Annotated in this window: 23 protein-coding genes and 1 rRNA gene; 9 read left to right on the forward strand and 15 right to left on the reverse strand. The window is 29.2% G+C overall.

Going from position 1 to position 26,526, the window contains the following annotated elements:
• From ACJDUH_RS09840 to ACJDUH_RS09860, 5 genes are all read right to left on the reverse strand, one after another.
• A 16S ribosomal RNA gene (locus ACJDUH_RS09840) occupies positions 1 to 280 on the reverse strand; the annotation flags it as partial.
• 403 nt (positions 281 to 683) lie between these two features.
• Positions 684 to 1,781 carry a 6-phosphofructokinase gene (locus ACJDUH_RS09845; RefSeq protein WP_406765041.1) on the reverse strand — a complete coding sequence of 366 codons (1,098 nt, stop codon included), beginning with the start codon at positions 1,779 to 1,781 and terminating at the stop codon, positions 684 to 686.
• Between the two features lie 338 nt (positions 1,782 to 2,119).
• Entirely contained in the window at positions 2,120 to 2,956 is an 837-nt protein-coding gene (locus ACJDUH_RS09850) for an undecaprenyl-diphosphate phosphatase (protein WP_406765042.1), read from the reverse strand.
• A gap of 146 nt (positions 2,957 to 3,102) precedes the next feature.
• Positions 3,103 to 4,710: a phosphoenolpyruvate carboxykinase (ATP) gene (pckA, locus tag ACJDUH_RS09855; RefSeq protein WP_406765043.1), complete on the reverse strand. Its 1,608-nt coding sequence runs from the start codon at positions 4,708 to 4,710 to the stop codon at positions 3,103 to 3,105.
• Positions 4,711 to 4,919: 209 nt separating this feature from the next.
• Positions 4,920 to 5,897, reverse strand: a complete 978-nt coding sequence (locus tag ACJDUH_RS09860) for a type I phosphomannose isomerase catalytic subunit (RefSeq protein WP_406765044.1) — start codon at positions 5,895 to 5,897, stop codon at positions 4,920 to 4,922.
• 207 nt (positions 5,898 to 6,104) lie between these two features.
• Between ACJDUH_RS09860 and ACJDUH_RS09865 the strand changes: the two genes are divergently transcribed.
• A complete protein-coding gene (locus ACJDUH_RS09865; protein WP_406765045.1) occupies positions 6,105 to 6,953 on the forward strand; it encodes a YitT family protein in 849 nt (282 codons plus the stop codon).
• 31 nt (positions 6,954 to 6,984) lie between these two features.
• On the opposite strand, the gene ACJDUH_RS09870 is transcribed toward ACJDUH_RS09865, so the two are convergent.
• A complete protein-coding gene (locus tag ACJDUH_RS09870; RefSeq protein ID WP_406765046.1) occupies positions 6,985 to 9,135 on the reverse strand; it encodes a tetratricopeptide repeat protein in 2,151 nt (716 codons plus the stop codon).
• 181 nt (positions 9,136 to 9,316) lie between these two features.
• On the opposite strand from ACJDUH_RS09870, the gene ACJDUH_RS09875 reads away from it, so the two are divergent.
• From ACJDUH_RS09875 to ACJDUH_RS09885, 3 genes are read left to right on the forward strand one after another with little or no spacing between them, the layout of a single operon-like run.
• Positions 9,317 to 10,447 (forward strand): CapA family protein, encoded by a 1,131-nt coding sequence (locus ACJDUH_RS09875; RefSeq protein ID WP_406765047.1) that lies wholly within the window; start codon positions 9,317 to 9,319, stop codon positions 10,445 to 10,447.
• 41 nt (positions 10,448 to 10,488) lie between these two features.
• Positions 10,489 to 11,847 carry a MurT ligase domain-containing protein gene (locus ACJDUH_RS09880; protein WP_406765048.1) on the forward strand — a complete coding sequence of 453 codons (1,359 nt, stop codon included), beginning with the start codon at positions 10,489 to 10,491 and terminating at the stop codon, positions 11,845 to 11,847.
• A gap of 22 nt (positions 11,848 to 11,869) precedes the next feature.
• Positions 11,870 to 12,595: a type 1 glutamine amidotransferase gene (locus ACJDUH_RS09885; RefSeq protein ID WP_406765049.1), complete on the forward strand. Its 726-nt coding sequence runs from the start codon at positions 11,870 to 11,872 to the stop codon at positions 12,593 to 12,595.
• 4 nt (positions 12,596 to 12,599) lie between these two features.
• Here ACJDUH_RS09885 and ACJDUH_RS09890 read toward each other — a convergent pair whose 3' ends face one another.
• The 5 genes from ACJDUH_RS09890 to ACJDUH_RS09910 all read right to left on the reverse strand — a co-directional run bounded on the left by ACJDUH_RS09890 (position 12,600) and on the right by ACJDUH_RS09910 (position 17,384).
• A complete protein-coding gene (locus ACJDUH_RS09890) occupies positions 12,600 to 13,853 on the reverse strand; it encodes a helix-turn-helix domain-containing protein (protein ID WP_406765050.1) in 1,254 nt (417 codons plus the stop codon).
• A gap of 31 nt (positions 13,854 to 13,884) precedes the next feature.
• Positions 13,885 to 15,192, reverse strand: coding sequence for a helix-turn-helix domain-containing protein (locus ACJDUH_RS09895; RefSeq protein ID WP_406765051.1), 1,308 nt, complete (start codon positions 15,190 to 15,192; stop codon positions 13,885 to 13,887).
• A 181-nt stretch (positions 15,193 to 15,373) separates the two neighbouring features.
• On the reverse strand, positions 15,374 to 15,544 hold the full coding sequence (locus ACJDUH_RS09900; RefSeq protein ID WP_406765052.1) for a YtxH domain-containing protein: 171 nt from the start codon (positions 15,542 to 15,544) through the stop codon (positions 15,374 to 15,376).
• A 54-nt stretch (positions 15,545 to 15,598) separates the two neighbouring features.
• Entirely contained in the window at positions 15,599 to 16,372 is a 774-nt protein-coding gene (locus ACJDUH_RS09905) for a ribonuclease H1 domain-containing protein (RefSeq protein ID WP_406765053.1), read from the reverse strand.
• 34 nt (positions 16,373 to 16,406) lie between these two features.
• Positions 16,407 to 17,384 carry a YkvA family protein gene (locus ACJDUH_RS09910; protein ID WP_406765054.1) on the reverse strand — a complete coding sequence of 326 codons (978 nt, stop codon included), beginning with the start codon at positions 17,382 to 17,384 and terminating at the stop codon, positions 16,407 to 16,409.
• A 256-nt stretch (positions 17,385 to 17,640) separates the two neighbouring features.
• On the opposite strand from ACJDUH_RS09910, the gene ACJDUH_RS09915 reads away from it, so the two are divergent.
• Positions 17,641 to 19,383 (forward strand): ATP-dependent metallopeptidase FtsH/Yme1/Tma family protein, encoded by a 1,743-nt coding sequence (locus ACJDUH_RS09915; RefSeq protein ID WP_406765055.1) that lies wholly within the window; start codon positions 17,641 to 17,643, stop codon positions 19,381 to 19,383.
• A gap of 25 nt (positions 19,384 to 19,408) precedes the next feature.
• On the opposite strand, the gene ACJDUH_RS09920 is transcribed toward ACJDUH_RS09915, so the two are convergent.
• Positions 19,409 to 20,407, reverse strand: a complete 999-nt coding sequence (locus ACJDUH_RS09920) for a rhomboid family intramembrane serine protease (RefSeq protein ID WP_406765056.1) — start codon at positions 20,405 to 20,407, stop codon at positions 19,409 to 19,411.
• A gap of 437 nt (positions 20,408 to 20,844) precedes the next feature.
• Here ACJDUH_RS09920 and ACJDUH_RS09925 point away from each other — a divergent pair, with 437 nt between their 5' ends.
• Positions 20,845 to 22,110: a hypothetical protein gene (locus ACJDUH_RS09925; RefSeq protein WP_406765057.1), complete on the forward strand. Its 1,266-nt coding sequence runs from the start codon at positions 20,845 to 20,847 to the stop codon at positions 22,108 to 22,110.
• Positions 22,111 to 22,221: 111 nt separating this feature from the next.
• On the opposite strand, the gene ACJDUH_RS09930 is transcribed toward ACJDUH_RS09925, so the two are convergent.
• Both ACJDUH_RS09930 and ACJDUH_RS09935 read right to left on the reverse strand, forming a co-directional pair.
• Complete coding sequence (locus ACJDUH_RS09930; protein ID WP_406765058.1) at positions 22,222 to 23,283, reverse strand: HD-GYP domain-containing protein; 1,062 nt, start codon at positions 23,281 to 23,283, stop codon at positions 22,222 to 22,224.
• A 153-nt stretch (positions 23,284 to 23,436) separates the two neighbouring features.
• Complete coding sequence (locus tag ACJDUH_RS09935) at positions 23,437 to 23,835, reverse strand: DUF6762 family protein (RefSeq protein ID WP_406765059.1); 399 nt, start codon at positions 23,833 to 23,835, stop codon at positions 23,437 to 23,439.
• 176 nt (positions 23,836 to 24,011) lie between these two features.
• On the opposite strand from ACJDUH_RS09935, the gene ACJDUH_RS09940 reads away from it, so the two are divergent.
• The 3 genes from ACJDUH_RS09940 (at position 24,012) to ACJDUH_RS09950 (ending at position 25,988) form a co-directional block, all read left to right on the forward strand.
• Positions 24,012 to 24,323: a hypothetical protein gene (locus tag ACJDUH_RS09940; protein WP_406765060.1), complete on the forward strand. Its 312-nt coding sequence runs from the start codon at positions 24,012 to 24,014 to the stop codon at positions 24,321 to 24,323.
• Positions 24,324 to 24,530: 207 nt separating this feature from the next.
• Positions 24,531 to 25,181: a metal ABC transporter ATP-binding protein gene (locus ACJDUH_RS09945; protein ID WP_406765061.1), complete on the forward strand. Its 651-nt coding sequence runs from the start codon at positions 24,531 to 24,533 to the stop codon at positions 25,179 to 25,181.
• A gap of 12 nt (positions 25,182 to 25,193) precedes the next feature.
• On the forward strand, positions 25,194 to 25,988 hold the full coding sequence (locus tag ACJDUH_RS09950) for a metal ABC transporter permease (protein WP_406765062.1): 795 nt from the start codon (positions 25,194 to 25,196) through the stop codon (positions 25,986 to 25,988).
• 60 nt (positions 25,989 to 26,048) lie between these two features.
• Here ACJDUH_RS09950 and ACJDUH_RS09955 read toward each other — a convergent pair whose 3' ends face one another.
• Positions 26,049 to 26,465: a Fur family transcriptional regulator gene (locus ACJDUH_RS09955; protein WP_406765063.1), complete on the reverse strand. Its 417-nt coding sequence runs from the start codon at positions 26,463 to 26,465 to the stop codon at positions 26,049 to 26,051.
• Positions 26,466 to 26,526 lie beyond the last annotated feature (61 nt).

Consider the following 26,526-nt stretch of genomic DNA (forward strand, 5'->3'; position numbering starts at 1 on the left):
GGCTACGCATCGTCGCCTTGGTGAGCCGTTACCTCACCAACTAGCTAATGCGCCGCGGGTCCATCTTGCAGCGGATTACTCCTTTAATTAAAATATCATGCGATATCTTAATATTATGCGGTATTAATCTTCCTTTCGGAAGGCTATCCCCCTCTGCAAGGCAGGTTACCCACGTGTTACTCACCCGTCCGCCGCTGGGAACCGAAGTTCCCCGCTCGACTTGCATGTGTTAGGCACGCCGCCAGCGTTCGTCCTGAGCCAGGATCAAACTCTCAATTTAAAAGTTTGAATTCTTAAGCTCATTCGCTTACTTTAATTAAATAAAAGAATTGCTGGTTTTTACCTTGTTATATATCTGTTTAATTTTCAAAGACCAATTTGTTTTGCCGTCGTCTGACAGCTTTTATATCTTATCATGTCACTTAATATTTGTCAACATAATAAAATTATTTTTTACGACGCTCTTTAGCGACGACATTTATAATTCTAGCAAATATTATTAGTTAGTTTTATTAATTATATACCATGAAAACTAAAATAATTATAAATATCTCTAGGTTTCTATTTAATTCTTCATATTTCGCATAATGACACACTAGGAATAGTTTATATGGCTCTAAACATAAAAATGCGGAAAGAACTTTATACACTGTTCTTCCCGCATACTTTTTTACTAATGAACTTTAATCCCCGAATGATATTCCTATACTTCTTGCAACTCTAACAATATCGCCATTTGGATCCACATTCTTTGTCTTACCAATTACATTTTCTAGTGCTTCGTGTGATATTTCATTACCCTTTAGACAAACCATATTTCCAAACTTTCCTTCATTAATTAAGTCTATAGCTGCAACACCGTATCTTGTTGATAATAATCTGTCAAAGGTGGAGGCATTACCACCTCTTTGCAAATGGCCTAGTACTGTGCTTCTGATTTCGTGATCTTTTACTACTCTTTCCAAATCAAAAGCCAGCTTATTTGCTATGCCTCCCAATCTAATTGGGTCTGGACTGTCTTCTACAATTTTGCTTATAACAACCTCTCCGTCTTTAGATTTTGCTCCTTCTGCTACCACGATAATGCTGAATACCTTACCTTGTTTCTTTCTATCATTTATCTTATCTACTATTTTATTTAAATCATATGGAATTTCTGGTATTAAAATTACATCTGCTGAACCAGATATTCCTGACTCTAATGCAATCCATCCTGCATTTCTTCCCATAACTTCTAGTATCATAATTCTATGATGTGATTCTGCTGTGGTATGTAGTCTATCTAGTGCCTCTGTTGCTACTCCAACAGCAGTATTAAACCCAAAGGTAACATCTGTAGAAGCTAAATCATTATCTATTGTTTTAGGTACTCCGATAACCTTTACTCCTTTTCTTGCAAAGTCCCTAGCACTAGTAAGTGTTCCATCTCCACCTATTACAACTAATACATCAACTCCAGCATTTTTTAAATTTTCCACGGCAACGTCTGAAACGTCTTTTTTTACCATTTTTCCATCTTCTTCAATAGAGTAGTCAAAAAGGTTATCTTTATTTGAACTATATAATATAGTTCCTCCTCTATGCAATATGCCTGATACAGTATCAAGATTTAAAGGTATATAGTCATTATTATAAAGGCCTCTATATCCAAATTTATATCCTATAACTTCATATCCATATTTTAAAATAGCTGTTCTAGTTGCTGCTCTTAGTACTGCATTTAATCCAGGGCAATCTCCGCCTCCTGTTAACAATGCAATTTTCTTTATTTTATCTGCCATTTACCAATACCTCCAAAACTTTTTAAATTTATTATACAATTTTAAATTCTAAATTTAAACATAATCCTACATAATTTGCATTTGTTCTAAATTTGAGTATCATTATCTAAATATGTCAAATAATTAATCTAAATAATTGTATTAGTATAACATAAATGTATACTATAATAGGTAATGATAAGACTGAACTAATCTATTCTGAACATATTCTTTTAAATTTATAAAAATATGAATATAAGCAGCAATTAATTTAATTTTAGTATTCACATTGATAACTAAAAAATACATAAAAAAACTCAGGAATAAATCCTGAGCAATAAATCATTATTATTAGATTATTATTTAGTTACCACAATTACTTTAAGAGCGGCTAGAACTAAAAGAACTATTCCGAGTAGTATTCTATAAATCGCAAAAACTCTCATAGGTTTTTTATTTAAGAAATTAATAAACTTTTCTACTACTAATAGCGCAACTAAAAAAGCAACTATGAAACCTAGGATTAGAGCTATGATTTCAATTGATGTCATTGTAGGCCTGTCCTTAATAAGATCTAAGCCACTTGCTGCTATCATTGTTGGTATAGCAAGAAAAAATGAAAATTCAGCTGCTACTGGAGTTGATAGGCCACTAATCCAGCCACCCATTATTGTGGAAGCAGAACGTGACATTCCTGGCCATAAAGAGAGACATTGGAATAAACCTATTTTTAAAGATTGCATTGGTCTAACATCATCTATGTCTCTTGTTTTATTATTTTTCCTATATTTGTTTTCAATAAAGAATAATAATAATCCTCCGACTATCATAGCTATTGCTACAGTTAAAGTATTAAATAGATATTTGTCTATCTTTTTCTTAAATACTAAACCGATAACAGCAGCAGGTATAAAAGCAATAGCAATATTAAACCAAAGTTTAAATCCTGATTTGTTTACGTTAAATAGGTTTCCAGGTTTTAAAGATTCAGAAATCTTTCTCCAATATAGAACAACAATTGCTAAAATTGCTCCTAATTGAATTACTACTTCAAAAAAGTTGGCAAAATCTCCTGTAAAGTTTATAAAGTGGCCTATTATAATCATATGCCCTGTAGAAGATATTGGGAGAAATTCAGTAATACCTTCTACTATGGCAATAATAATAGTCTTAAATAAAAAAATTATATTAGACATTTCATCACTCTCACTTTCAATATGTATTATTGCACAAGTTTTATTATACTATATATTTGCTTGTATTAGAATGAGAAATTAAAAATTTAACATTTATATAATAAAGGAATTTAACAATACTTATTGCATTGCTAAATTCCTACAATTTACTGTTTGTCTAAGGCAATTTCATAGATTATCTCATCATTGCATTCTGCCATTGGCCCAGCATTAATTATTTCCTCAGGAACATCTTTAAATTTACTAAAGTTCTTCCTAAAGTTATAAGCTAATTCTCTAGCTTTAATATCATATTGATCCTTATCCTTCCAAGTGCTTCTTGGGTTTAAAATTTCCTTCGGTACATTTGGAATTTCATTTGGCACTAAAACTTTAAAAACTTGATTTAACTGATATTCTACACTTTTTAGAGTTCCATTTAAAGCTGCATTTACCATCGCTCTGGTATAAGATAATTTAATTCTTTCGCCTTTGCCATACCCACCGCCTGACCAGCCTGTGTTTATAAGATATACTTCTGCATTATATTTTTCAATTTTTTCGCCTAAAAGTTTGGCATAAACTGAAGGATTCATAAGCATAAAAGGCTCTCCAAAACATGCAGAAAAGGTTGCTTTTGGTTCTGTAATTCCTCTTTCAGTGCCTGCAAGCTTACTTGTATATCCTGATATAAAATGATACATAGCAGCTTCCTTTGAAAGTTTAGAGATTGGAGGAAGAACTCCAAAGGCATCAGCAGTTAAAAATATTATAGTATTAGGATGTCCTCCAAGTCCACTAGGTTCAATATTTTCAATATAATTGATAGGATAAGCTGCTCTAGTATTTTCTGTTAGTCTATCGCTATCATAATCTGGTGTTTTATCATCATTCAGTACAACATTTTCTAATATAGTACCAAACTTAATTGCTTGGTAAATTTCTTTTTCTTTTTCTTTTGATAACTTTATGGTCTTAGCATAGCAGCCGCCTTCAAAATTAAATACTCCATCATTGCACCAGCCATGCTCATCATCTCCAATTAACCTTCTATCTGGATCCGCTGATAAAGTTGTTTTACCAGTACCAGATAAACCAAAAAAGATTGCAGTATCTCCATCTTTTCCTATATTTGCTGAGCAGTGCATAGGAAATACACCCTTTAGCGGTAATAAATAATTCATTAAGGAGAACATTGATTTTTTAATTTCTCCAGAATATTGTGTTCCGCCTATTAAGATTATCTTCTTTTGAAAATTTATTATTATAAACGCCTCTGAATTAATTCCATCTGTTTTTCCATTTGCTTTAAAATCAGGAGCTGCAACAACTGTGAAATCTTCCTCAAAACCTTGTAATTCACCTTTATTGGGTCTAATAAAAAGCTGATTGGCAAATAGAGCTTGAGAAGCATATTCACTAATAACCCTTACAGATATTCTATAATTTTCATGAGCTCCGACAAAGCCTTCAAATATATATAAATTCTTATCAATTAAATGATTAATTACTTTAGTATATAAGCTGTCAAAAATTTCTTCTTCTATTGGGATATTTACCTCTCCCCAATTGATACTTTCATTTATACTTTGCTGCTTAACAATAAACCTATCCTTTGGAGATCTTCCAGTATATTTTCCAGTTTCAACAACAAAGGCCCCAGTTTCTGAAAGTACGCCTTCTTTGTTATCAAGTGCATGCTGAACTAAGTCTGAAACAGGTAAGTTTCTATAAATATTTTTTTTAGTTTCTAACCCTAAATAATCAAGAAACATTATAAGGTCCCCCCGTTTTATATTATTATGTATAATTACAATTTAATTATTGCATAGAAGCGATAGTTTTGCAAGAAATAATTTATGTTCAGGAGGTTTTGATTTGATTTGAAGATATTTCATTCAATTTTCAGAAAATGGCATCCATATGAGTTGTCACTTTTTATGAATAAGTAATAACTTATATGGATGCCACTCAAGATAAAATATTATAATATTACATTTCTTAAAATTTCCTTTTTTACTTTTTCTACATCTGGAACATATGCTTTAAGTATCTTTAAGTTCCCGATTATTTCATAGTCTCCAAGACTCGCTGGAATTAATATACTTTCTCCTAAATCAATGGTCTCTTTTCCACCTTTATATAGAATTTCACCATTACCTTCTACTACTAAATATATATAAAATCTTTCAGGATCACTAACTTCTTTAGTACTTGAGGTAATGTCATATAATTCTAGAGAAAAATTTTCACATAGGCAATAATAAATTATACTATAGCCATCATATTTAACCTCTAAACCCCTGTTTTTTTCTCCCAATAAATTTAAGTTTACAACATCCATAGCTTTATCTATATGAAGTTCTCTTCCTCTATTGTAATCATAAACTCTATAGGTAGTATCGCTATTTTGCTGTATTTCAGCTATAATAATTCCTTCTCCAATGGCATGTATGAGGCCACTTTTTACAAAATAAACTTCACCTTTTTTTACTGGAATTATATTCATGTATTCATCAAATTTTCCCGTTTCCATTGCTTTTCTAAATTGTTCTTTAGTACAGTTTTTTGTTCCAAGTACTAAAGTAGCACCTTTAGAAGCTTCAACTATATACCATGCTTCTGTCTTACCCATCTCTCCTTCAGCTTTCCTAGCATAATCATCACTTGGATGAACTTGAACAGAAAGCTTGTCTCTAGCATTAATAAGTTTCAAAAGTAATGGAAACCATGACTTAGAAATCCTGCTGCCAATAATTTCTTCACCTTTTGCCTCTATAAGTTCACTGAGCTTTATACCCTTAAATTCACCATTTGAAATAATACTAGTACCATGAGGGTGGCAGGCAACATCCCAGCTTTCTCCAATATCACCTTCCGGAAGGTTATTTCTGAAATTACTAAAGTCTCTTCCTCCCCAAATCTTGTTAAAATATATATTCTCAAATTTTAAAGGCCCCAATTTAATTCACCTCGTGTAATACTTTATACTTTATTGTACTATGGAATTTAATTTTTGGCAAAACTATGTAAAGAATTAAATTTATAATTATATAATTATGAATTGTTGAAGAAGAATATTTATGTTAATATAATGCTGTTGAAATTAATTATTCATTTTTATATTTATTCGAAGCAATTTATTCATATTTTCTCGGAGGTAATTTAAATGCTTAAACTTATAAAAGAATATGCTTTAATAATTCTTGGAAGTGCTATTTTATCTATAGCCGTATCTGCATTCTTGGTTCCTTCAAAAATAGGTATAGGCGGAGTTACGGGTATTGCAATGGTTATAAATCATTTCTTCGGCCTTAAAATTGGTATTCTCACCATCGTAATGAACATTCCTTTATTTATCTTTGGCTTTAGATTGGTAGGAAGCAAATTTGCGGTAAGAAGTGGTTTTGTAGTTATTCTTTCATCCTTACTTATTGACTATTTTAATTCTGCCTTTCAGTTCAAGCCTATTGATGATATGCTTCTATCAGCAATATTTTCAGGTGTCCTTTTAGGTGTTTCAGTATATTTAATTTTTATGTCCTTTTCTTCTACTGGAGGATTAGATATTTTAGCAAAAATTATCCAAAATAAGTTTAAAGGCCTTCAGCTTTCAAACATTTTGCTGGTTCAAGATATACTGGTTTACTGTTTAATAGCTTATGCTTATGGACCACGTTCTGTTATGTATGCACTGATAGCTAGTTTTATAAGAACTAAGACACTAGATGCTATTCAAGAGGGTATAGCTTCCTCTAGGCAATGTATTATAATATGTGAAAATTCCAAACAGATAATAAACGACATAAATACCAGACTTGTTAGAGGAGTTACTGTTTTAGATGCAGTAGGCGGTTATTCTAATGATAAAAAGAAATTTATTTATGTAGTAATCCAAAGAAACCAGCTAAACGCATTAAAAACAATAGTTAAAGCAATTGAACCTTCAGCCTTTATAGCAGTTTCTCCTGTAAATGATATACTAGGTAATTATAAACAATCCCTAACTATGCAATAAAAAAGGTGGAGTAAACTCCACCTTTTTTTATTTAATAAAATAATACTAAATCAGGTACCTTAAGGGTTTTGTTGGATCCATTTTTGTATTGATCTAATAAATCTTTAGTCTTTTTATAATTTTCCTTTATAGTATCAGCAGTGTACTTATCAGTTGTACTATTAATGCCTTCTACTGCTTTCCTTAAATTGTACTCACCCTTATCTAGATTTTGATCAACGGATATATAGTAACAGCCTGCGTTATTCAATGTTAGAATATCCTCTTGGTCTGACCCGTAAGCGTACCTTATCTCTTTAATTCCATCTGCAGGTTTTCCATTTAAAAGATAGATAGTTCCAAGGGTCCTATGATACTTGGCTACACTATCATTTATTGAAATGCACTGCTTTAATAAATTAATGGCATCATCTATTTTATTATTAGATATATCTATTTGGGCCATATTGTATTTTATCTCAGGTTCTTCTGGATTAATTAGCTGTGCATAGTCGAAATATTCCATTGCCTTAGTGGTATCTTTTGTAGTATACCAATAGAAATTCGCTACTGTTAACATAATATTATAATTGTAAGGTTCTTTAAATATTGCTGTTCTAAAGTATGGCTCAGCTTCTTCATTTTTACCTTCTGCCTTCAGTATTTCAGGCATTAAGAAGCCATAATTATCTGTATAGGCCTTATTTTTAATTATTGATTCCCTGCAGTATTTTTCAGCATTAACTAGGTCCTTTTTATTTAAGTAATACCAGCTTGCTGTATGAAGAACTCTGTAATCACCTTTATTATCATCAATTACATTTTTTATAAGTTCATCAGCTTTATCATTTTGTTTTAAACCTTGAAGTACAGATGCTTCTATAAGCTTTACTTCAATTTTTCCTACGTCTTCATTTTTCAAATCCTGCAGTATTTTATCAGCCTGATCTGCTGTTGAATCACTTAATGAGTATATTTTAGCCAGCCACATTTTATAAGCTAAATCATTTAGATTCTTCTCTGAAAGAGTGGTAACATTTTCAAGCAATGTATCCTTATTATATACGGATACCTGCGCTAAAATATCATATATTTTATATTCGTCCTTATCAATAATCCATGCAGCTCTTAGCTCTTTATATCCTTGATCCCATTGACCATCTAACATTAGCATTCTAGCATATTCAGCAGTATCTACAGATGATTTATAATCAAGGGGATAATTAGCTAATAGATTTTTGGCTTTATCCTTTTCATTATTAGCCTTGTATACTGTAAACATAGTTTTAATTAATCTTTTATCTTTTGGAAATTGTTTTAACGCCTCTTCACCTTGAGCTAAGGCTGTTTTATAGTCTTTATTCATAAATTCTGTAAAGACTATATAATTAAGTACTTCAGGATTCTTACTTCCAAGTTTTAGAGCATCCTCCATAGATTTTTTAGAGTTTTCTAAGTCACCCTTAATGGAATATATTTCTGAAATCTTGGCATCCCAAAGTCCTTCACCTTGATTCTTGTCTTTATTTTTAATGTTTTTGTATTCCTCTATTGCCTTATCGTATTCTTTATTGTAATAATATTCTTCTGCTTTATTTTCTGAAATAACATATCTCTGACTTACAGGAACTAAATCATTATAAGCTTGGTTAACTGAAAAAGCTAAGGCTGCTATTAAAAATATACCTGCTAGAGAAAATAATATATATGCTCTTTTATTTTCTTTAAACTTCACTTTAAAATTTACTAAGCTTCTTTTAATATTTTCTTTTGAAAGACTATTTCTTATATTTTTAGAAACCTTAATGATGTTTTCTTTAGTAAAAGCTTTTCTCACTTTATTTAATACTGTTTTAATATTCTCTTTAGTAACTACATTTCTTACTCTATTAAATGCTGCTTTTATCTTCTCTTTAGTAAATGCATTTCTTACTTTATTAAATGCTGTTTTTATCTTCTCTTTAGTAAATGCATTTCTTACTTTATTGAATGCTGTTTTTATCTTCTCTTTAGTAAATGCATTTCTTACTTTATTGAATGCTGTTTTTATCTTCTCCTTAGTAAATGCTTTTTTTACTTTATCTATTCTTATATTTATTTTTTCATTTGTGAAAATCTTTCTTATTTTCATTAAGCCTGCTTTTAACTTTTCTGAAATATTTGAAAGCTTGTCCTTATTGAATATATCTTTAATTTTTTTCAAATTCATTACTCCACCTCTTTTTTAAGATGATATATAGCTATTCTAACAAAATAATCTACAAAATACCACTATAACTGTTTAGAAAATAATTCTATTTCTATTTATTATATATAATATCTTATGTTAAAATAAAGAAGGTAAATATAAAACCTGTAAAATTCAAGGGGTGGAGGGTTTAATTTTGAAGATTAACTATAAAAAAATTATTTTTATTGTTTTGCCGCTAATCTCAATATTTTTACTATCCTTAATAATCGGTTACAATTATAAATACAAAAAAAATATCGTAAAGCAGGATACCACTATAAATCAAACGGATAATAAAATTGAGGAAACAGCTCCTGCAGTTTCAGTTCCTGCTATAAGCGAAGTGACTTTAAGTAGTGTAGGAGATTGCACCATTGGATCAGATAATAAATTTTCTTATGACGGCTCATTAATGCAGGTTTTTAGAAATAACAATAATGATTATTCTTATTTTTTTAAAAATGTGTCAGATATTTTTAAGAATGATGACATAACAACAGCTAATCTTGAGACAACCTTTACAAATGCAGATGTTAAGGCTGAAAAAGAATTTACCTTTAAAGCTCCACCTGACTACGCCAAAGTATTAACTAGTGCCTCAATTGAAGGCGTTAATATTGCAAATAATCATATTAGAGATTATTTAGCTAAAGGAGTTTCTGATACTAAACAATCACTTAAAGCTGAGGGAATTAATTATTTCGGTGAAGGAGAAAAGTGGATAACAGAAGTTAAAGGAATTAAATTTGGTTTTCTAGGCTATACAGGTTTTTACTATGATAATAATTTTTTAAAAAGCTTAAAGAAAGACATACAAGATTTAAAGAATGAAGGCTGTTTAGTTATAATTAATTTTCATTGGGGTGAAGAAGGCTCAAATAATCCAAATAATACTCAGAGGTACTTGGCTCATTATTCTATAGATAATGGTGCTGACCTAATAATTGGTCATCATCCTCATGTAATTCAAGGCTTGGAATTTTATAAGGATAAACCCATAGCATACAGCTTAGGAAATTTTTGCTTTGGCGGAAATAAAAACCCTAGTGATAAGGATACCTTCATATTACAAAGTAATTTTAAATTTGAAAACAACAAATTAATTTCCTATGGTATTCGAGTAATACCCTGCAGCATTTCTTCTGTAAGCTATAAAAATGATTATTGCCCTACTTTGCTTACAGGAAATAAAAAAGATGCTTTTTTAAAAAGAATAAATAGCTATTCCTTTAATTTAAATTTTAAACTTAGTGATAATTTTCATGATATTACTGTCAATAATTAATTTATAGTATATAATTAACTAGGTTACAAAAGTCTAAGGTGGTGTTCAAAATAAATATTAAAGCATTAATTACCATAATTACAGCAAAAGTAATAATTAAACTTTCAAAAGTACTATTCAAAGGCGGTACAAATTTCCCGGGAAAAGTTGCTTTAAAACTAGATAAAAATATTTTATCTAGTGTTTCTAAAAATTATGAGGTGATTCTAATAACAGGTACTAATGGGAAAACAACTACCACCAGCATGGTTTATAATATTTTAAGAGAAAGTAATAAGAAGGTAATTACAAATAATACCGGAGCAAATATGCTTCCCGGAATTGTAGCCTGTTTTGTTGAAAATTACAGCTTTAAAAAAGCAAATACGGTACAATATGCAGTGATTGAAGCCGATGAAGCAAACGTGCCCCTGGTAACTCAGTATGTTACCCCTAAAATAATTACAATTACTAATTTATTTCGAGATCAAATGGACAGATATGGAGAGGTTTATACTACTCTTAAGAAAATTCTTGATGGTATAGTTAAGGTTCCAGATACAACCTTAGTATTAAATGGAGATGAATCTTTACTTGGGGATTTAGACGTTCAAAATAAAAGTATTTATTACGGTTTTAAGTCATATAAAGACGATAATAAAGAAATAGATATTAATGCAGATGCAAAGTTTTGTAAAAAATGTAAGGCTCCTTATAGATATGACTTCATAACCTATAACCACTTAGGAAGCTTTTATTGCTCTAATTGCGGCTACAAACGTCCTGACCTTTCTTACTATGTAGATTCTGTAATTGAGCAAACTTCGAAAGGATCTTTGGTATTAATTAATGATGAAGAATACGAAATAAATCAACCAGGTACTTATAATATTTATAATGCTCTTTGTGCTTATTCTATTGCAAGGACCCTTGGAGTAGAAGTTTCTATTATTCAGAAGGCACTTAGGAACACTGTCTCAAGCTTTGGAAGACAAGAAGCTTTAACTATTAAGGATAAAGAAGTAAAAATAATTTTAGTTAAAAACCCTGCAGGGTTTGATGAAGCATTGAAAACCATTAGCCTTGATAAAAACAATGTTAGTGCAGCTTTTCTTCTTAATGATAATTATGCAGATGGCAGGGATGTATCCTGGATTTGGGATGTTAATTTCGAGGATTTAAGCAAACTTGAATTAAGTAAAATAATGATATCCGGCATCAGAATATATGATATGGCAATAAGATTAAAGGTAGCAGGTCTATCTAAAGAAAGCTTTGTCTTATGTGAGTCATATGACAAGTTGTTAGACGAATTAACAGTTTGTAATACTTCAACTATTTATGTTTTAGCAACCTATACAGCAATGATTAGCTTTAGAAAGTATCTTCACGGTAAGGGTTATATAAAGAATCTATGGTAAATATATGATTGAAGGTGATTTAATGGAATTAAATATATGTCATTTATACCCTGACCTCTTGAATGTTTATGGAGATTTGGGAAATATTTTGATTTTAAAATACAGAGCAGAGCAAAGAGGGATTAAGGTAAACATTAGTAATGTGTCAATTGGAGATCCCTTTGAATCAGAAAAGTATGATATCGTCTTTTTTGGTGGAGGTCAAGATTATGAACAGTCCATTGTATCAAAAGACTTGATTGAAGTTAAAAAGCATGAATTAACCAAATACATAGAGGATAATAAGGTGTTTTTATGTGTTTGCGGTGGGTATCAACTTCTTGGTAAGTATTATACTACCCCAGATGGTGAAAAGCTTGAAGGTCTAAATGTATTAGATATTTATACAGAAGGCGGCGAAAAACGCTTTATCGGAAATACAGTAATACAGAATGAAGATACTAATGAAATATATGTAGGTTTTGAAAATCATTCAGGTAGAACATATATCGGAAACCTTAAGCCACTTGGAAAGACAATAGTTGGATATGGAAATAATGGCGAAGATGGATATGAGGGCTGCATATATAAAAATACCTATTGTACCTATTTTCACGGCTCTATTCTTTCTAAAAATCCAGAACTTGCTGACAGGTTATTAAAAGCTGCTCTTACTAATAAATATTCCAATGTGGATTTGTCCACTTTAGATGACAGCTATGAACATGCTGCAAAAGAATTTATTCTAAATAGAGAAAAGAAAATGTAATTCATTACATTTTCTTTTCTAAAGATATAGACAAATTGAAATATTTTATTGATTCCTTAATCTGTGTAAGTTTATAGTACATATATCCCATTTCTATAAATCTTTTCTGAATATCCTGCTTACTTCCAAATTTTAAAAGGGCATCTAATGACAAGTTCATATACATTTCTGCAGAAATAGAGTTCCCCTGTCTTTGAAGAATTCTGGATTTTAAATAATATGCCTTTTCAATAAAATGAGCTTCATTTAAACTTATGGCATAATTTAATGCATCATCACAGATAGCCTGCGCAGCATCTAATATATTGTTATTAAAAAGTTCATCTACTGTTAGCAACATAAATCTAACAAGCTTTTTTTTATTATTTTTAGGATAAATAGATAGTGCATTATTAATATATTCAAGTGCCTTGTGTTTTGAATTTACTTCGAATAAGGTAGAAGCATAGTTATAAATGGCCATTGCTTTATTTTCGATGTTAGTTCCGTATAATTCATAGGATTTTTCCTCGAATTCCTTGAATTTTCCTTTATCCATACTTAAGGAAAGTATAGCTAACATTTGAAAAACCTCTGCCTTACTAATATCACCTTCCAAGTAATCAACCAATTCCTCAAGTCTAACTGCAACTTCATAGGATCTTTCATGGTTTCCAAGCATAATAAAACACGCTGCCTCATTATAGGTAGCCCTTGCTAATATATTTAACTTTTCCTTTTCTCTAGCTAGCATTTTTATATTATTATAATAAGCCGCAGCTTGAGAAAACTCTCTTGTAGTATATAAATACTTTGCCATATCCATATTATATATTAAATAATTTTCATCATCGTGGGATTTTTGGCAATAGTCATAATACTTTGAAGTTAAAGATTGAAGTTTTTGAAACTCACTTATATTAAGATAACTTATAAACATCATATGAATAAGCTCTATACATAAGTCAAAGTAATTATATTTCTCTGCAAAGCCCAAGTAATATATAATACTCTGTTCTAATATTTTAGAGTTTTTTTCAGTTGCTAGTGCAGCTATACCCTGAGAAATCTGATCCCTAATACCTTGATAAAGATAATCCTTGTCTAGATTCAGTTTCTTTGAAATAATATCTATTATCCAAGCTTCTGGTTCCATTTTGTCATTTTCTATACAGCTCATTTTTGAAACGGATATTTTATCCTCGCATAAATCTTTCAAAGTATAGCCTTTATATATTCTAGCTCGTTTAATTTTTTCTCCAGTAGATAGTATTTCCAACTTGTTTCACCCCAATTGTAGTTACTTTCTTTTAGTCCATACCTTTAAATACTCCTAAACTTTTAAAGGCTTCTACACCCTCTAATAAGTATTCTTCAGCCTTTTTTTCTTGTCCATATTCAATATAGAACTTTCCAATAATGAAGGCTATTTCACCACGTTCCTTAATAAATCCATTGTAGTTTACATATTCCAAAGCATCCTTAAGGGTATTTTCAGCATTAATTAATTTCCCTTCTAAAATATCCAGCCTAAATTTTAGAAGATACCATTCTATTTTTATTTTTCCATTTAGGCTTTCAATTTTGCTATATATTTCCTGCAATAATTGTTTAGCGTTATTAATATCCTTAAGGTAAATATAATTCTTACAAATATTAATCAAGGTTTCCACCAATCTTGCATCTTTGTTCCTCTCTCTTATTTCCTTTGACTTATTAAGATGCTCAAAGGAAGCCTTAAAATTATCAAATTCAGAAAAGAGTTTTCCTAAGTTATTTTCTATTTCTGATAAATAAGACACATCGTTTAGCCCTGCAAGTATCTTTTTTGCTTTATCGGAGTACTTAATTGCATTTTCCAAATCTCCAGAATTACTATATGCCTTTGATTTATTTAAAAGAGCTATTGCGTAATCTTTCTTAGCATCCATTTGTATGAATTTGTCCTGAGATAGCATTGCATATTTTGAAGCATCATCTCTAGCATCCAATTTATTATATGTAAAAGCTATGTAATAATAAATCTCTCCTAATATGAAATCATCTGCAATATTATTGTCCATAAAAATTTTCTCAGCTTGTCTAAAATGACCTAATGCAGAAGCATAGGATTTAACACCCAAACTGATTTTACCCAGTTTTAAAAAAGTGCTAATAATATTATCAAAAGAATTATATTTGATAAAAATTATATTTGCAGTTAGAAAGAATTTTTGTGCTGCAGAAATTTCACCCTTTTTCAAATTAACTAATCCGCTTAAATAAAGAATCCTGGCTTCCATAAATTCTAGATTATATTTTTTTGTAAATTGCAGTGTATCCTCTAAATAAGCTTCAGCTGAAGTGAAATCCTCATTAGAAATATATGCCTCAATCATATTCTCAAAATATTTACAAATTTTTTCTGCTTGGCTTTCCTCAGACTCCATTAAGTAGTCTATAGAAGTATTTAAGGTACTTGCTAAATACTCTAACAAATCCATACTTGGATTTGACTTTCCTGACTCTACAAGGCTTATTTGTCCAGGTGTAATTCTATCCCCGGCTAAATCCTTTAAAGTCATATTAAGTTCTTTTCTTCTTCTTCTTATTTTTTCACCAAGAGATAATATTTCCATAAGCACTCTTCCTTTAACTATTACAAATACAAAATTTTAATTATATTAAACAAATTTTAGAACTTTATTATAATTATAACATAATTTATGAATTAACGCCAAATTTTTTATTTAATTTTCTAAATAGTAAAAAAAAACTCAGGATAAAATTAAATCCTGAATTTTGTAAAAAAATAAATATTTATCTCATTTTTTTTACTAAATCGTCATAAATATCGCCAACCATACCAACCATCATGTCTCCAGATTTTCTTAATCTTCTTCTTGTATGCTTATTAAGCTGAGGAGATATGAGCATTCCAGCAGCCGTACCTATAATTGCTCCGGCAGTTATACCTCTAATAAATCCCATATTCATAACACTCCTTTCAGATTATTAGTATTAGAATATGCAATTTTATTTTTATTAAACATTTTTATTATCTTGTGTAATAATATTTTCTGAATTATCTCCTGCAATTTTGCTTAAGTAATCTTTTACTTTTTTATCTTTTACCATTATTGTTTTATTATTTAGCCATGTTTTGACTACTCCAGTTGAATTTAGTCCTGCAGCATATTTTGCTAGTTCATCAACAATTTCATTATTTAAATCACCAGTATGGCTATCAACTTTTACAAAAATTATATTGATGTCATTTCTTATTTTAATATTGTTTATTGTTTCATAATAATTTTTTGAGGATTCCTCTTTCCTTTCCCAGGTACCAACAGCATGATGATATATTCCTTCATAATCGTGAAAAATAACTATATCCTTTTCACGGTTACATGCAGCATATTCCACTGCGCGAACTGAGGCTTTTAGTTCTCCTGCTATTTGTCTTAAAGCCCTTTCGCTATCATCAATTGCTGAACCTGCTTCAACATACTCTATTACGTCTTTCTTTGAAATTATAAGCCCATAGGAATATCTGCCTGTAGCTTCATTATAACTTCCATCTACATAGGCATGTGCGCATTCTAATGGATAACTATCTAATCCTTTTTTTAATAATTTATTGTCATCCCTTAGATAATTTTCAGCTTTTTCGGTGCTTTCAAAGCTTTTATATTTAGCTCCCTTTACTCCATTTACGTAACCTAAACACTCATTCCAAGTATTTACGATTATATTCTCTACTTTTATATTATTAATAGAATCAAAACCTTCTTTTATTGCATAAACTTTTTTACTCATTATATACACCTAACCTCATAACACTATTAAATATTCAAATATTTTGAGCCACATTTTCCGGATTTTCTTCCTTTTTATTAACTACACATAGTTTTTTCACTGTTTCAACTAATTTCCCCACGTTTTGACTACCCACCATCTTAGAAATAAAGGTTACCCCTTCACTTACAATTTTTATTACATCATTTTTACCTGTCCAATTTGATAATATGACTTCCTCTGGAACTTCATTAATAATTTTATTCATTGCAAATAACACAATAGCTACATCGTCAATCTTCCCTATAAGAGGTATAAAATCAGGAATTATATCAATTGGAGATGCGATATAGGCAAGCAGCCCTCCCACCAGCATTTTTGTTTTAGTGTTTACTCTTTTATCTCTAAAAAGCCTCCAAAGCAGTGCCGCGATGTCCGGTATTATCATAGCATACTCTATTATATCTTTAAATTTATCTGGTACCTTATCCTCAATATTTACTCTTAACTTTGTATATCTATCTGAAATTTTTATCTTCTTATCTTCATCCTTATCTTTCTTAGCTTTAAAATTTGGCATTTCTTTATCAGGTTCATATTTAACATTATTGGCTTCAATTTCTAAATTGTTATCAATTACACTAATTGCTTTAAGCTCCAAATTTACATATGGAATTAATTTGACTATCATATTTAAATCAACAATTAGATTATCACCTTGTGCAAGGACACCATATTCTGCTAAATCCTTTAAAAAAGTTTTTAAGGCAAAGTTTTTTATAGATTTTAACACTCCAAGTTTATATATTTTAAATTTAAAAATTTTTATATATATAATGTTATCTTTAATATTACCAAAACCTACTGAAGCCTGGAAAGGAATTTCTACTCCTTTTTTATAACTTCCACTTATAGTAATTATTTCATCTAATTTTACTTCTTTTATGATTAAGCCTTCAACATTTACATATTCTTCTATAATATTTAATATATCCTCTGGAGTTACTTTTATTTTTACATTTGATAACTTCATATCTCTTCCCCCTGTTTACTTTAGATATATAACATAATTAAAGTATATAGTAAAAAACGATTTATGCAACAAACATTTTGTGGTTTACATAATTTGCTTTAGCAAATTTTATGATTTTCATTAGACATAACAAAGTAAATCACTATAATAAAATTATATGGCACAGCAAAATAAGGCCATAATAAAATCCCATAATGCTTATATTTCTGAAACTTTATTAACCATTTAATATAGTAAACACTAAAAGGAGGATATTATGAACAGCAAAAAGAAGAAGTACATTTATATCCCAATGATAACAGCTTTAATTTCTATAATATTGCTATTAATTTTTAATTTAGATAGTAAAACAGGTTCCACAAAACTTTATGTTGATTTTTTAAAGGATATCTCTAATAAAAGTGTATCAACTGTATATGTTACAAATTCACCAAAGATAACTGTTAAACTAACTAATGGACAGATATATCAAACAGATAATCCTAGAACAAATAATTTTAAAGAAGAACTTTTAAAACAAGGTGTTCAAGTATCAGAAACTTCAAATTACTCACCTAAGGATTTAATACCTGCAGTTTTATTTAGTCTTTCACTGGCAGCTATGGCTGGTATAACTTTGAAAACTTCTAGCTTTAGTACAAGAAAATTTAGAGGTGTTGATTCTCTAGACGCCAATGCTGTCTTAAACACTTCTTATAATTTTCATTCTGTTGCTGGTAATGAAGAAGCAAAAGAAAGTGTACGTGACATTGTAGATTTCTTAAAAAATCCTGAAAAGTACACTGCCTATGGTGCCAGAATGCCAAGAGGAGTAATTTTATATGGAGAACCAGGAACTGGTAAGACTTTACTTGCAAAGGCGGTTGCTGGTGAGGCAAATGTGCCATTCTATGCTATGTCTGGCTCAGATTTTGTCCAGGTATATGTAGGGGTAGGTGCCAGCAGAATTAGACAACTTTTTAAAAAAGCTAAAAGCCATGGCAAAGCAGTTATATTTATAGATGAAATAGATGCTATTGGCAAAAAAAGAGATGGCTCAAAAGGCGGAGGTTCAGATGAAAGAGATCAAACCTTAAATTCTCTATTAACAGAAATGTCAGGTTTTAATGAAAAGGATGGAATAGTTGTTATTGCAGCAACTAATAGATTGGATATGCTTGATTCAGCACTGCTAAGACCAGGAAGATTTGATAGACATGTTGAAATAACCCTTCCAGATATAGCAGCAAGAGAAAAAATACTTGCCTTACATTTAAAAAATAAGCCCTCAAAAAATATTGATATTCATGATTGGGCACAGAAAACTTCTTATTTTTCAGGAGCAAAACTTGAAAGTTTAGTAAACGAAGCTGCTATTCTTGCTGCTAAGGGAGATAGTAAATATATAGAAAATATTCATATGGATAAAGCATATTCAATTGTTTTGGCGGGTTATGAAAAAGTAGATAGAGATTATATAAAGGAAAAAGACAGAAAAATAACAGCTTATCACGAAGCTGGACATGCTTTGCTTACTTTAAAGGTTCTACCAAAAGATAAACTTTCTAAGGTCACTATAATACCAACAAGTAAGGGAGCAGGAGGTTATACCTTAAGTATACCAGAGGATAAACTTTATCAAAATAAGGACTATTTAAAAAGAAGAATAATGGTATTATTAGCTGGACGAGCTGCAGAGGAAATAGTATTTGGAAAAGATTATATTACCACTGGTGCTTACAATGACTTTCAGCAGACTACAAGAATGGTTTCCAGCATGGTAACTCAATATGGTATGGGTGAAACTATTGGTCTGTTAAATCTTGAAGAATTATCAAATTTAAATTACACGAATACAGAGGCAGTAGTAAATGAATGTAAATCTACAATTAATTCTCTATATGAAGAAGTTAAATCCATAATACTAGACAATAAAGAGCTTCTTGAAAAAATAACCGAAAGCTTATTAGAGAAAGAAACCTTGCTTTCAGAAGATATAACCGAGCTTTTAACTGCATAAAGCAGAATGTGTCCGAGGCTAAATTTTATTTTGCCTCGGACACATTTCTTTGTTTTATCATACTGAGCAGCAGGGTTACTATGACTCCACCTGTTAGCCCTCCTAAATGCGCATAATTATCTATATTTGGCAAAGTAAAGCCTATAAATAAATTTATAGCTATTACTGAAGCCACACTTCTTAAAAATTCTTTCCCTGAAACATTTCTTACCTTAATGGCAAAGATTAAGGCAGCACCTAAAAGTCCGAAAATTGCACCTGAGGCCCCAATTGAAACACTATCAGAAAAAAGATAGCTAAATATTGATCCTGTAATTCCGCTGACAAAGTAAATTATTGAATATTTGACTTTACCAAAAACTTTTTCTATTAAAGGTCCAATAGAATACAAGGAATACATATTTAAAGCTACATGAAGTAATCCTCCATGTAAAAACATAGAAGTAATAAATCTATAATATTCACCTTGTGAAATGAGTTCATTATATTTTGCTCCCATTTTAATTAGAACATTGATGTCACTATCAATTAAATTCTGTGAAAGGAATGCTGTAACAAGATATACCAAGACATTAATACCAATGAGTATATAAGTAATGTAAGGCATAGAAGATTTTCTTGGAACTTCTTTTTGAATACTATTAGTCACATTTAAAAGTTCCTGTACTACTTCTTCAGAGCTTAAACCACTCCCTGATATTTTTCTATTATAAAGATCAAGTACAAGTTCTGCCTTTTGATTATTATCAAACGTATATAAAGCTTCTTCCTTTGTGTCCTTGATTAATATTCTGATAAGTTCAATATTAGGGCAATTTAGCAAAGCTTTCAAAGCTGTAGTCATATTAGAATAATCTATTTCATTTACTGGATTTACAAAGACAATAACACGTTTTTCATTAATATCTAATGCTTTAACAAGGGCCCAATTCGTATTAAGTCCGTAGTCATTTAACTCTATTATTCCATATGAATAATACCTATTAAAGCCCTGAATTATATTATTTACAAAAGTATCTTCCATAATTTTCTCCTATATTTCTTTTTATTTCAAAAACTATTTGCTATAATTATACCATCAACATATTTATAGGTGATAAAATGAACAAAAAATATTTACACAAGCCTTTAATAATCATTTATAATTTAATAGCATTTTCAATTTTAATATTATCGATTTATAAATTCAATTCCAATAATATTACCCTATACTTAACAGATTACCTTTTCATTGCAATTTTAATTATTTCTTTTATACTTGTAAGCAAGTATTCAATAACACTGAAATCAACAACTTTGAATTTTAATGATTTTATCATTATTGTCTGTTACATGGTTTTTAATATTTACTTAACTGTAATTTTTATAACTATATGCTACTTAATACTATTTATTATTGATTTTAAAAGTAATCGCAAATTAAATTTATTAAATGAAAATATATATGTAATAAATAATTCTATGGTAATAATAGCAGTTTTTATTTCTAGCATTTTACTTAGCTTCTTTGACAAAATCTACTATCTAAAATATTACGAAACCACTACCGTAATTTTATTTAGTTTCATTCTTTTATCTGTAAATTATATTTTATATTGCTTAGAATTATCTTTTCAAAAAAGCAGTTTAGTTGTTATAACCTTGGAAAATGGTTTGTATTTAATATTATTAAATTTTTTATTAAGTACAGTTTTAGCTTCTGCAGCTGTATTCCTTTGTAATTTATATGATTATATTCCAATTGTTGTAATGACAGTTTTTATTATATTTATTAGTTATTCCCTTAATAAGATAGATAAACTTAAAATTAATAATGATAATCTTAGAAATATTAATAGCTGTACAAGTTTTTTAATTTCTAATGCAGATTTCAAGGTAAAGCTTCAGCATGTAATTAGAACAATTGATGCTATTATACCCTTTATATATTGTGGTATATATTTTACTAGAGAAACCTATAATAATTTATATCCAATGGCTTATAAATGTAATATCCTAGTTGAAACTGAGGATTTGAAATTTTTATCTTCAGCAGATAATATTATGTTTAATAATATAATTGGAGGTTCAATTGTTTATAAAGAAGGTGCCTTTTTTAGCAGTAGTATAAATATTGTAAATAATTATTCCAATGAAATTAAATATTTAATAGCAGTACCAATTAAAACTTCTGATGCAGTAGTTGGTTTTGTTTTAATATGTTTAGATAGATATTTAGAATTAGATGGAGAATTGGAACTTTTATCTTCTATTGTTTCAAACCTTGGTATTGTAAATTACTATATCAATGAATCCTTAAAAAATAATATAATTTCCTACAAAGACCACGACGGCATATTAAAATACATTAATTTTAATATAAAATCCAAAATTTTTTTCACCCTAGCTCTTATAGAAATTATAAATTATAAGGAAATAATTCAAAGCTATAATAGAGATTTTTATGATTCTTTTAAGATTGAAATTGAAAGAGTCATTTTAACAGTTTTGTCATCTAATGATATTATTCTAAGTTTTGAAAAAGAAGAAATTTATATTGTATTTAATCTATTAGATAGTAAGAATTCAGATTACAAACTTAATGAGCTGTCTGAGCTTTTGAAAAACTTTACTTTTAAGGACATACATATAAATATTAAAATCAAGTTTTCCACCTCAGAATACCCCATGGATGGAATAAGCGGAGATGAAATACTTGATATTGCATATAGGAAACTTCACTATTAAACAAGGAAATGTCTTAAATACATATAGCATGGAAAATAGCTACAATATTTAAAATATTGTAGCTAAATTTCATGTTATTATTTTATGTCACTTATTATAATAAATCAATATTTAAGATACAATAGATTCTATTACAACACTAGGATGATCAATCAAATTTACTTCATAGAATTGTATAGGTGATCTTGTGATACTGTCATATAGAACCCGAATCACTGGTCTATCAGGAAAGTTCTTGTTTTGACGAATAACATATCCCTCAATAGTATTTGAAAGCCTTACACAACAACCAAGTGGGTAAATTGCAAAAGTTTCTTTAAAAGTCTGTACGTAGGAAATGTCAAAGGCAGTTCCACTACCAGCAAGTATAAGTTCGTAAGCTTCATTTGGACTAAATTTCTTTCTGTACACTCTATCATTACTAACAGCATCATATACATCACAAATACAAACTATTTTCCCGTATTTTGATATTTCATTATTTTTCAGATTAAAAGGATATCCACTTCCGTCAATTCTCTCGTGATGTTGGATTACTGCCTTAATGACATTATCATTAATCCGTACATTTTTTCTTAATATTTCTCCACCATAAAGCGGATGTTTTTTAATTTCAACAAATTCCTCTTCTGTTAAAGGACCCTGTTTTCTTATTATCCTATCTGAAATCTGCAGTTTCCCAATATCGTGAAGAATAGCCCCTACTGCAAGATCCTTTAATTCATTTTCATTAAGTCCAGCTGAAATTCCTAAAAAAGAAGCCATAATACATGTATCTAAGGAATGAATAAATGTATAGTTATCATAGGTTTGTATATCATACAGGCTTTTATTTACATCACCCATGCTAATAATATAATCTACTAGCTCTTCTACCATGTTGAGGGATTCTTTGACATGCTGCTTATTACAGCTATGTATATTTTTTATTATTTTAGACATATTTTTCATAGTATGTTGTTTAAGTTCAGTTAGTTTCTCATCTTCAATCAAAACGTCATCTAGTCTTTCATCTTGAATATATATAAAATAAACTCCAAGTTCTTTTAATTTTAATATATATCTCCTATTAAGCTTAATCCCTTCTCTGAGTAGAATCTTCCCGTCATTTGTGAGTATATTTTTGCCTAATACCTCGTCTTCATTTACCTTATCTATAAATTCAAGCCTCATACTTCACCTCAAAGATATTTTAATTACTAAAGTATATTATACTATTTATTATTTCAAATTTCAGCATATTTTTCATAAATATCACAAAAACAAAAAAACAGAAGTCAAATCATAATAATTTCTCTCCTGTTTTCATATATTTCTAAGAATGCTTTATTTGTATTCTTCTTCTTTTCCTTCAATAGCTTTAAAGACACTTAACATTTGTGAATCTATTAGATTACAAGCCTTATTAATAATTTCCTGCATTACTAAATGATCTTCACTAAAATTAAATTTTAAAAGCCAGGTAGGATTATACTCATCATCTACTTGTTCAAAACTAAAACCTTCATTTATAAATTCTTCTTCACTAAATAAGTCATAAATTGCTGTATATTCCCATTCTTCTACATCTTTCGCAGTATCAAAAAACATATTCACCTTATCTTCTTGGTAAAAGAATTTAGTAACATATTGGGCACCATCAGAAACCTCATAACTTCCTAATTCCTTAACTAAAAAATTAGTATCTTTATCCCTTTCCATTAAAACCAACGATGAAAAATCCAAATTGCTCATCCTTTCGCATTAAAATATCTACCATATATAATAACACAATTTTATATATTTAATCTATGTAATTATATTTAACTCATATATCTTAATATTTTTTTAATTTTTCTTTACATATAAGTTATAATTAGTTATTATGTAATTAGTAATAATTGGTATTAAAGGGGTTTATTATGAAAAGACTCTTTACTTTATTTATAGTAATTATTATTGTATTAGGCTCAATAGTAATTAGATATAACTATAATATTAGTAGAAATAGGGATGTTACCTATACTGCTAAACAATATATTACAACAGGAGTATTCAACAAACGCAAATTGTATCAAATTAATGATACGAAGTTAAGTTTCTCAGATGGGAACATGGCAGTTGTGACTATCTCAGGCCTGAAAGATAAGAGCCCCCATGATTTTGTTAAGTATGAAATAATCTTAGAAAAAAGGTCTAATGGCGCTTGGAAGGTAACAAAAGTATATCCCTAAAACAGCTAAAATTAAAAGAAATATATAATATGTTTCATTAACAATAACTTTGAAACATATTTTTTTTATTAAATTTCTTGAAAATAAATTTATATTTAGTTTTTATAAATAATGATTTCCATTGCAAATAATTTGCATTTAGTTATAATATATATAGAAAGTTTTTGGCAATAATTCAGATATAATATATTTTACAAAGGAGTTTCTATGATATATATTAACAATTTATTTTTCTCATATAACCCTGCCCCACCATATTTAATTAATAATATTAATCTACATATTGGAACTGGAGAATATGTTTCTATAGTAGGTGAAAATGGTTCAGCTAAGAGCACCTTGCTAAAGCTTATTTTAGGTCTATTAAAGCCAACCGCTGGGGAAATAAAATTGAATACTAAAACCATAGGTTATGTACCTCAAAGAATGGAAAGTTATAATGCAGAATTTCCAATTACTGTACAAGAAATGTTGCGCTGTCATCTAAAGGTTTTAAAACTTAGCGACAAAAAATTAATAAATGAATCCTTAAAGAAGGTAAATATGCTTTCTTTTAAAAACTCATTAATAGGAAATTTGTCAGGAGGTCAGCAGCAGAAAATATTTATTGCACGGGCAATAATGACTTCACCTAAGTTGATTATTTTAGACGAGCCTTCTACTGGAATAGATATAAAAAGTCAAAAGGAAATATACAACATCCTTAAAGAATTAAATCGCGATTCAAATATAACAATTTTATCTGTTGAACATAATTTAAAGGCAGCCTTGGAAAATTCAACTCATATTTACAGAATGGAAAAAGGTGAAGGAACACTATTTAATGTTAAAGACTATGTAAACAACTTTGTTTTATAATTGGAGGGAAAAATGCTAGAATATACCTTTATGAAAAATGCTCTCTCTGCTGGGGCTTTAATCTCAATTCTTTGTCCTACTGTTGGAGTATTCTTAGTTCTAAGAAGATATTCAATGATGGGTGATACTTTATCACATTCATCCTTTGCAGGTATTGCTATTGGACTTATATTTGGTTTTAATCCACTTGTAAGTGCTTTTATCTTTACTTCAATATGTGGCATATTAATTGAAGTATTACGATCATACTATAAAAAATATGCTGAGCTTGTTATGTCTATAGTTTTAACTTTTAGTTTAGGTATTGCAATAATACTTATAAGTACTGGCAAAGCTGGTGCAAATGTAAATACATATTTGTTTGGTAGTATTCTTACAGTATCCTTAGAGGACTTGTTTACAATTACTGTTTTAAGTATATTTTCAATTGCATTATTTATTTTTCTATATTATAAGCTTTTGTATATAACCTTCGATGAAGAAGGGGCTTTTACTTCAGGAGTAAATGTAAAACTTATAAACTACCTTTTCACTTTAATAGTTGGTGCTACAATAGCAGTATCTATACGTATAATGGGCATATTAGTAATATCTTCAATGATTGTGCTGCCAGTTGCAACAGCACTGCAGCTTCGAAAAAGCTTTAAATTTACTCTATTATATTCAATATTATTTGGTTTCTTAGATATTATACTTGGTCTTGTTTCTTCCTATTATATAAATAGTGCTCCAGGAGGTACTATAGCCTTAACCTCAGTAATTATTCTAGTTATTGTGTTAATTATTAAAGGAATAAGATTTAAATAATAAATTAATTAAAAAGCAGCCCTTATAACTTATTTTGTATATAAGTTATGAGGGCTGCTTTTATTTATCATGATTTTTACAAGAATCACAGATTCCTTTAATTTTCAATTCATGTTCCATTAAAGTAAAACCTGTTTTACTTTTAATAATCTCTTCAATTTGAACCATTGGACATTCAATTTGAACTTCTTTATGACATAAACTGCATTCTAGTGTGTGCTTATGAATATCTTTTTTTAGCTTATAATTATATTTTCCTTCACCTAAATTTATCTTATCAACAATATGATTATTTTCTAAAATCTCCATATTTCTATAAACAGTTGATAAATCAATAATTATTCCGTTTTTTAAGCACAACTCATATATATAATCCACGCTGACAGCGTTCTCATTGTTTAATAAAATATTAAGTATAGCCAATCTTGACTTCGTTACCTTTATACCATGATCTTTTAGTGTACTTTCAAGTTTCATTTCGATACAACACCTTGCTTTCAAGAGTATAAAACTATTATAACACACTAAAATATAAGTT

Source organism: Candidatus Clostridium radicumherbarum (assembly GCF_045310525.1).
GTDB lineage: Bacteria > Bacillota > Clostridia > Clostridiales > Clostridiaceae > Clostridium_AT > Clostridium_AT radicumherbarum.

Coding starts and splice junctions, on each gene's coding strand:
- ACJDUH_RS09915 (WP_406765055.1), top strand. CDS start 17,641: ATGAACAGCAAAAAGAAGAAGTACATTTATATCCCAATGATAACAGCT.
- ACJDUH_RS09920 (WP_406765056.1), bottom strand. CDS start 20,407: ATGGAAGATACTTTTGTAAATAATATAATTCAGGGCTTTAATAGGTAT.
- ACJDUH_RS09865 (WP_406765045.1), top strand. CDS start 6,105: ATGCTTAAACTTATAAAAGAATATGCTTTAATAATTCTTGGAAGTGCT.
- pckA (WP_406765043.1), bottom strand. CDS start 4,710: ATGTTTCTTGATTATTTAGGGTTAGAAACTAAAAAAAATATTTATAGA.
- ACJDUH_RS09940 (WP_406765060.1), top strand. CDS start 24,012: ATGAAAAGACTCTTTACTTTATTTATAGTAATTATTATTGTATTAGGC.
- ACJDUH_RS09925 (WP_406765057.1), top strand. CDS start 20,845: ATGGTAATAATAGCAGTTTTTATTTCTAGCATTTTACTTAGCTTCTTT.
- ACJDUH_RS09955 (WP_406765063.1), bottom strand. CDS start 26,465: ATGAAACTTGAAAGTACACTAAAAGATCATGGTATAAAGGTAACGAAG.
- ACJDUH_RS09945 (WP_406765061.1), top strand. CDS start 24,531: ATGATATATATTAACAATTTATTTTTCTCATATAACCCTGCCCCACCA.
- ACJDUH_RS09850 (WP_406765042.1), bottom strand. CDS start 2,956: ATGTCTAATATAATTTTTTTATTTAAGACTATTATTATTGCCATAGTA.
- ACJDUH_RS09950 (WP_406765062.1), top strand. CDS start 25,194: ATGCTAGAATATACCTTTATGAAAAATGCTCTCTCTGCTGGGGCTTTA.
- ACJDUH_RS09910 (WP_406765054.1), bottom strand. CDS start 17,384: ATGAAGTTATCAAATGTAAAAATAAAAGTAACTCCAGAGGATATATTA.
- ACJDUH_RS09905 (WP_406765053.1), bottom strand. CDS start 16,372: ATGAGTAAAAAAGTTTATGCAATAAAAGAAGGTTTTGATTCTATTAAT.
- ACJDUH_RS09885 (WP_406765049.1), top strand. CDS start 11,870: ATGGAATTAAATATATGTCATTTATACCCTGACCTCTTGAATGTTTAT.
- ACJDUH_RS09900 (WP_406765052.1), bottom strand. CDS start 15,544: ATGGGATTTATTAGAGGTATAACTGCCGGAGCAATTATAGGTACGGCT.
- ACJDUH_RS09930 (WP_406765058.1), bottom strand. CDS start 23,283: ATGAGGCTTGAATTTATAGATAAGGTAAATGAAGACGAGGTATTAGGC.
- ACJDUH_RS09845 (WP_406765041.1), bottom strand. CDS start 1,781: ATGGCAGATAAAATAAAGAAAATTGCATTGTTAACAGGAGGCGGAGAT.
- ACJDUH_RS09895 (WP_406765051.1), bottom strand. CDS start 15,192: ATGGAAATATTATCTCTTGGTGAAAAAATAAGAAGAAGAAGAAAAGAA.